This is a genomic window from Roseibium sp. (genome assembly GCF_025698965.1).
Classification (GTDB): Bacteria; Pseudomonadota; Alphaproteobacteria; order Rhizobiales; family Stappiaceae; genus Roseibium.
In genome coordinates, this window is sequence record NZ_JAILWL010000334.1 from 1 (window position 1) to 7,399 (window position 7,399).

At 56.8% G+C, this 7,399-nt stretch carries 8 protein-coding genes; 1 reads left to right on the top strand and 7 read right to left on the bottom strand.

Features of this window, described 5'->3' with window-relative positions:
* From K5905_RS22780 to coxB, 6 genes are all read right to left on the bottom strand, one after another.
* On the bottom strand, positions 1–848 hold an 848-nt coding region (locus K5905_RS22780), incomplete at its 3' end, for a cytochrome c oxidase subunit 3 (protein ID WP_297588138.1).
* A 51-nt stretch (positions 849–899) separates the two neighbouring features.
* On the bottom strand, positions 900–1,505 hold the full coding sequence (locus K5905_RS22785) for a cytochrome c oxidase assembly protein (RefSeq protein ID WP_297588141.1): 606 nt from the start codon (positions 1,503–1,505) through the stop codon (positions 900–902).
* Positions 1,506–1,515: 10 nt separating this feature from the next.
* Entirely contained in the window at positions 1,516–1,677 is a 162-nt protein-coding gene (locus K5905_RS22790; protein WP_297588144.1) for a hypothetical protein, read from the bottom strand.
* A 4-nt stretch (positions 1,678–1,681) separates the two neighbouring features.
* Entirely contained in the window at positions 1,682–2,617 is a 936-nt protein-coding gene (locus K5905_RS22795; protein WP_297588146.1) for a heme o synthase, read from the bottom strand.
* Between the two features lie 156 nt (positions 2,618–2,773).
* Complete coding sequence (ctaD, locus tag K5905_RS22800; protein WP_297588149.1) at positions 2,774–4,369, bottom strand: cytochrome c oxidase subunit I; 1,596 nt, start codon at positions 4,367–4,369, stop codon at positions 2,774–2,776.
* An 80-nt stretch (positions 4,370–4,449) separates the two neighbouring features.
* Positions 4,450–5,376, bottom strand: a complete 927-nt coding sequence (gene coxB, locus K5905_RS22805; protein ID WP_297588153.1) for a cytochrome c oxidase subunit II — start codon at positions 5,374–5,376, stop codon at positions 4,450–4,452.
* 609 nt (positions 5,377–5,985) lie between these two features.
* On the opposite strand from coxB, the gene K5905_RS22810 reads away from it, so the two are divergent.
* Entirely contained in the window at positions 5,986–6,477 is a 492-nt protein-coding gene (locus K5905_RS22810; protein ID WP_297588155.1) for an invasion associated locus B family protein, read from the top strand.
* A 61-nt stretch (positions 6,478–6,538) separates the two neighbouring features.
* Here K5905_RS22810 and K5905_RS22815 read toward each other — a convergent pair.
* A partial coding sequence (locus tag K5905_RS22815) for an NAD-binding protein (RefSeq protein WP_297588151.1) occupies positions 6,539–7,399 on the bottom strand: 861 nt, incomplete at its 5' end.

Genomic DNA, 7,399 nt, shown 5'->3' on the forward strand with positions numbered 1-7,399 from the left:
ATGTAAATAGCGACGAACAGGAACAGCCAGACAACGTCGACGAAGTGCCAGTACCAGGCAGCAGCCTCAAAGCCGAAGTGCTTTTGAACGCTGAACTGGCCGGCAAGCGCGCGCAGCAGGCAGACAAACAGGAAGATGGTTCCGACGATCACGTGGAAACCGTGAAAACCAGTCGCCATGAAGAAGGTCGCACCATAGATATTGCCGCCGAACGAGAAGGCCGCATGCATGTATTCGTAAACCTGGCAAATGGTGAAAAGCACGCCGAGAATTACGGTCAGCGTCAGTCCCCATTTCAGACCTTCGCGGTCGTCATGAAGCAATGCGTGGTGCGCCCAGGTCACTGTCGTGCCGGAACAAAGCAGGATCAGCGTGTTGAGCAGAGGCAGGTGCCACGGATCAAAGGTTGCGATGCCATCGGGCGGCCAGTGACCGCCTGTTGCCTCGACGCGGCTGAATTGAATGGCTTCGCCTGCAAACAGGGCAGCATCGAAATACGCCCAGAACCATGCGACGAAGAACATCACCTCGGAGGCGATGAACAGCAGCATGCCATAACGCAGGTGCAGGGAAACAACGCGCGTATGGTGGCCTTCGCGCGATTCCTTGATGGTGTCACTCCACCAGCCGAACATCACGTAAAGAACGATCAGCAGGCCAACCGCAAAGAGCATCCAGCTCGTTGTAGCCAGTTCCATACCGAAGAGTTCGAAAGACTCCCCAGCCGCGGAGCGCATCCAGGCAATAGCCCCGATTGCGAGGATAAACGCGCCGATCGACGCGATAAATGGCCACGGACTTGGTTCCACAAGGTGGTAGTCGTGGTTTTTGGTATGTGCCTCAGCCATCGGCAAGCTCCCCAAACACAGTCGTTTTCAAGCGCATCAAGCGCCAATCACTCACAAATTCGTTTCAGCAGCGGGCGCTTCTGCCCGTACTGCAACAGGACGTTCCGGTTGTTCTACCGGGAAGAAGGTGTAGGACAAAGTGATTTCCTTCACATGTTCCAGCTCAGGATCCTTGTCCATTTCCGGATCGACGAAGAAGACGACCGGCATTTCTACGGTTTCACCAGCTTTCAAAGCCTGCTCTGTAAAGCAGAAGCAGTCCAGCTTGTTGAAGTAGGCACCCGCTGTTGGTGGCGACACATTGAATGTCGACGTTCCGACCGTCGTATCGCTGCCGTTGTTGGTCGCAAGATACGCCAATTGAGCGGTTTCACCCATCTTGAGCGTGACAGACCTTTGCGCAGGTTTGAATTTCCAGGGCAACGCGTGATTGACATTGCCGTCAAAGCGCACGGTGATCATGCGATTGATAACCAGCTCGCTTTCACGCTCGGCGACCTGCGTCGTGCCACCAAACCCGGTCACGCGGCAAAAAAGATCGTAGAGCGGTACGGCGGCATAGGCTGCCCCGACCATCACGGCAAACAGCCCGACACAGGCAATCGCTACCTTACGGTTGCTGCTGTCCATGCCCTGTCCGTTTCGTTCGTTGCTCAAGCGATTTTCCTCAAAGTGGCCTGTTTACGACGCCCGGCCCCAGCTTGACGATGGTAACCACATAAAAGAGCACCACAAGAGCTGCCAGCACAACCGCAATTGCGATAGACCGGGAGCGGCGTTTTTTTGCCTGTTCCGGCGTCAGCTTGACGCCCTCTTCCTTCTGATCCATCTGCTTACGCTCCCACAATCAGGCTTTCGGCCAGAAGCAGGGCGAACAGCAAGAAGAGATAGAAGATTGAAAACTTGAAGAGGCGTACACAGGCCTTGCGCGCCTCGTCCCCTTCCCGCTTGCGCCACACATCTGCTGCCAGTGCGACGAATGCTGCCCCCAAGATCGCGGATGCAATGCCGTAAACCGGGCTGGCGAACCCGAGAAAGTACGGCGCGACACCAACCGGAGCAAGCAGGATGGAATAGGTCAGAATGTGGTGCCGTGTGCTGGTCTCTCCGGCAACAACCGGAAGCATCGGCACGCCAGCGGCCCTGTAGTCACCGCTCTTGAACAAGGCAAGCGCCCAGAAATGGGGCGGGGTCCACATGAAGATAATCAGGAAGAGCACGAAACTCTCAAGGCTGACGGAACCTGTCACCGATGCCCAGCCAACCATGGGAGGGAAAGCACCGGCTGCGCCGCCAATGACGATATTCTGCGGCGTCGAACGCTTCAGCCACATCGTGTAGACGATTACGTAGAAGAAGATGGTAAAGGCCAGGAACGCGCCGGCGAACCAGTTGACCAGAAGACCCAAGGTAACAACGGACCCGATCGACAGGGTCATGCCGAATGCAAGCGCTTCATCACGAGTGATCTTGCCGGCCGGGATCGGTCGTTTCCGGGTGCGCGACATGACCTCGTCGATGTCGGCGTCATACCACATGTTCAGTGCGCCAGAGGCTCCGGCTCCAATTGCAATGCACAGGATTGCGACCAGCCCGAGCACCGGATGAACCGAACCGGGAGCCAGCATCAGACCGACAAATGCAGTAAAGATGACCAGCGACATGACACGGGGCTTCAGGAGCGCCATATAGTCGCTCACTGATCCCATTCCGCCGTTCCAAACGGCGCTGTCCTGGCTCATCGTATCCTGGCGCTCTACGAGCGACATGGGCGCGTCCTTCGAATTCTCTGATCTGCCGCAGTCCGCCGTCCTCAAGTCGACGGTCGGGACAAATTACGTCCGGCAGTTTTTCAAGTTGGCACCGCGCCGGTATCCGGCGCGGTGCGTAGGTCGGTTCGGAGGTGTTCCCTCCGACCGCGCGTCTTACTTGATGCGCGGCAGGGTCTCGAACTGGTGGAACGGTGGCGGAGAAGACAAGGTCCACTCCAGGGTCGTTGCACCTTCGCCCCACGGGTTGTTGCCGACTGCACGTTTCTTGGAGAAAGCCTCAACGATACCGAAGAGGAACACCAGAACCGCGAAGGCGGAAATGTAGGACCCGATGGAAGACACGAAGTTCCAGCCGGCCAGCGCATCCGGGTAGTCTGCGTAGCGGCGTGGCATGCCGTTCAGACCCAGGAAGTGCTGAGGGAAGAAGACCAGGTTCACACCGATAAAGGTAATCCAGAAATGGGCCTTGCCGATGGTTTCGTTGTACATGTAGCCGAACATTTTCGGGAACCAGTAGTACCAGGCGGCAAAAATCGCGAACACGGCGCCCAGAGACAGAACGTAGTGGAAGTGAGCCACAACGTAGTAGGTGTCATGGAAGGCACGGTCGAGACCGGCATTTGCCAGCTGCACACCCGTCACACCACCAACGGTGAACAGGAAGATGAAACCGATAGCCCAGACCATGGGTGTCTTGAACTCGATGGATCCGCCCCACATGGTCGCGATCCAGGAGAAGATCTTCACGCCGGTCGGAACCGCAATCACCATGGTAGCGGCGACGAAGTAAGCCTGGGTCTCGGCAGACATGCCGACCGTGTACATGTGGTGTGCCCACACGATGAAGCCGACGACGCCGATGGCAACCATGGCGTAGGCCATGCCGAGGTAACCGAAGATCGGTTTGCGGGCAAAGGTGGAAATGATGTGGCTGATGATGCCGAAGCCCGGGAGGATCAGGATGTACACTTCCGGATGGCCGAAGAACCAGAACAGATGCTGGAACAGGATCGGGTCACCGCCACCTGCAGGATCGAAGAACGTGGTGCCGAAGTTACGGTCTGTCAGCAGCATGGTGATCGCGCCGGCCAGAACCGGCAGGGACAGCAGCAGAAGGAACGCGGTGATCAGCACGGACCAGGCAAACAGCGGCATCTTGTGCAGGGTCATACCCGGCGCGCGCATGTTGAAGATGGTCGTGATGAAGTTGATCGCACCAAGGATCGAAGAGGCACCCGCGATATGCAGGGACAGGATTGCCAGATCCATGGCCGGACCGGGCTGATAGGTGGTTGAAAGAGGCGGATAGACGGTCCAGCCACCACCAACGCCGTTACCACCCGGAGGGCCTTCGACGAACAGGGAAAGAAGAAGAAGCAGGAACGCCGGCGGCAACAGCCAGAACGAAATGTTGTTCATCCGCGGAAACGCCATATCCGGCGCACCGATCATGATCGGCACGAAGTAGTTGGCGTAACCACCGATCATGGCCGGCATCACCATGAAGAAGATCATGATCAGGCCGTGCGCCGTGGTGAACACGTTGAACATGTGCGGATTGTTAAAAATCTGCATCCCCGGTTCCTGCAGTTCCAGCCGGATACCGACGCTGAGTGCGCCGCCGACGATCCCTGCAAAGATCGCGAAGAAGAGATACATCAAACCGATGTCTTTGTGGTTGGTCGAATAGACCCACCGGCGCCACCCTGTGGGATGGTCATGTGCCGCATGTGCTTCGGTCGCAGCCATTTGGGGCTCCCTCTTTAATCTTTCTCAGCGGCGCTGCATGTCATCGCGCGCATCGCCAAACAAAAAGGCATGTCGCCGCGTTATTTCGCGGCGACAGCAATATCTTCCAGCGTACCCTTGACCGCGACCTTCTTGTCAGCGGCAATGGAAGCCATCAGCTGTTGGTTCGCAGTGTCCAGGTCTTCCTGTGCAGCTGCCGCCCAGGTCTTGTACTGGTCATCGGAAACAACCCGAACCGCGATCGGCATGAACGCATGATTCACGCCACAAAGCTCCGAACACTGGCCGTAATAGACGCCCTCGTTCCGTGAATGGAACCAGGTTTCGTTCAGGCGGCCCGGGATCGCATCGATCTTGACGCCCATGGAAGGCATTGCAAACGCGTGAATGACGTCTTCAGAGGTAACCTGCAGCCGAACCGTCGTGTTGACCGGGATCACCAGTTCGTTGTCGACGGCGAGCAAGCGCGGCACTTCGTTGATCGTGAGGCCCCGTTTTTGAGCGAATGCTTCCCGGTCTGCCGTATCTTTTTCCCGGTTCAGGGCATCCCCGACCATGTAAGAATCGAAATACAGGTCGCCCATACCTTCGTCGGTGTACTCGTAGCCCCAGTACCATTGGTATCCGATGGCCTTGACCGTCATCTGGTATTCAGGAATGTCCAGCTGTTTGTAGAGCAAACGGAAAGACGGAATCGCAATCACCACCAGGATCAGGATCGGGACGATGGTCCAGACCACTTCGATCATGGTGTTATGTGACGTACGGGACGGCACCGGATTGGACTTGGAGCTGAACTTGACCATGCAGACAATCAGCAACGCCAGAACGAACAAGGTTATGACTGTGATGATTATCAGCGTGAAGCTGTTGAACCAGGTGATGTCATCCATCACATCCGTGATCGAATTCTGAAACCCGAGTTGCCACTCTTTCATGCCGGACTCGGCTGCCAGAGCCGCAGTGGACACTCCAGCAAATGTCGCCGCCATACCGGCCATAGTCATGAGACGCTTGAAGACTGCCTTCACGTCCGCGCTCCCTTCCCTCAGCCGCTAGCCAGCGGCACATGCGTAAATGCCGGATCCGAAATCCGGCCCAATCTGGTGCGGCAGTACCGGGCTTAGCTCCACATCGCAAGCCCATTCTGCCGTCCTGGCGTATTGACCAGGTCCATCAGTTCGCCGGACTATAACCACAAACCCGTGTTCAGGGCGATGGTTACAATCGGGCAGAGCGGCGATGTGCCGCATCACCCATCTGACACCTTGATGCCGCACAAAAACCATAAGACACGCCACGCTGCAACGGAATTTCCAACTTTTCACAGCCCTGAGAAGACTTTGTCGGGTTGATGAAAGTCAAAGACAGGCAGATTTTCGTCAAAAAACCCCATTAATCGACGGCTCCTTGCTTTGTCAGACTGGAATCACGCGCCGTCATGCGGCAATGTCTGGCCGGGATAACACCATGATTCGCTCAGTGGGCCGCGATGCTATACCGGACACGCTGTGACAGGATCGGACGACGACTGACCGGAGGTTTTCTTGTCAACCCAATTGCCGCAGCCCCATACTGCCCACCGGACTGGACGTTTCAAATTGTCTTTTGCCAAAATCGCTGCCCTTGCCGGGATTGCCTTCGGAGCCCTTGTACAGGGCACATTGCCCAGCTTGGCACAAGGTGAAGTGCGCTCGGCCCATGGCGACTGGCAAATGCGCTGTGACACGCCTCCAGGTGCTTCCGGCGAACAATGCGCCCTTATTCAGAATGTAACCGCAGCCGACCGGGAAAATGTCGGACTGTCGGTCATCATCCTCAAGACCGCCGACAAGCAAGCACGCATCCTGCGTGTTCTGGCTCCCCTCGGTGTGCTGCTGCCTTCCGGTCTTGGGCTTCGCGTCGACAATGCGGATATTGGCCGCGCCGGATTTGTCCGATGCCTGCCAAATGGCTGCATCGCGGAAGTGATTTTGGAAGATGACCTGCTCAGCAAGCTGAAAGGCGGTGCGCAGGCAACGTTCATCATTTTCCAGACACCTGAGGAAGGCATCGGAATTCCGATCTCCCTCAATGGCTTTTCAGCCGGTTTTGATGCTTTGCCGTAAGAATTTGGACGAAGAAACTTTTAAAAGGCGCCGCAACCGGCGCCTTTTTTAATGAGACGATTCACTCAACCGGTGCATCTTTCTGGTTTTCCGCCGTTTTTGTACGCGGCGTGATCTGATGCAATCGGTCAGCGCCGGCATTCATGCCCTGTTCCAACTGCAAGGCCAGCCGCTCCTTGTCGCGATGCCGGACGTCTTCCTCGATCTGGTCAATACGGTCAAGCGGCGTTCCAAGCGCTTCCAGGGCAGCGCGCCCGAAGACAACGCTCGATTCGAAGGTTTCCCTGATCTGGAAATCCACGCCCCGCTTTGTGAGGTCGAGTACATGTGCACGGTCGGTTGCACGGCAGAAGATCAAGGCATCGGGGAAACCTTCACGGACGAGATCAATCGCCTTTCCCATCACCTTGTCGTTCTCGATGCACATGGCCACGAGAGCGGCCTTTCCAGCCCCTGCCGCTGCCAGCACGTCCGCGCGCGTCGCATCGCCGTAATAGACCTTGTATCCCTGTTTTCGCGCGTAAGCGATCCTGTCCGGCCGATTGTCGATCGCCGTAATTTCATGGCCTTCAGAGGTCAATATCTGCGCCACCATCATACCGAACCGACCGAAACCGATCACCAGGACTGCCGGTGTGGCTTCCTCAAAGGTTTCAATAGAGGGATTTTCGACACCCTTTGCCTTGATCCTGGCTGCCAATCGGTCCAATCCGAGACAGGCAAGAGGCGTCAGCAGCATTGTCAGAATGACAATCGCGTTCAGCAGGTTTGCCGTCTGATAGTTCAGCAGGCTGTTGCTGACTGCCGCTGTGAACAAGACAAAGGCGAATTCTCCACCTTGAGGCAGCGTCACCGCGACACGCAACGCATCTGAGGTGGACGTCCCGGTGCCGCGCGAAGGCGCCCAGAGAAAACGACCCTT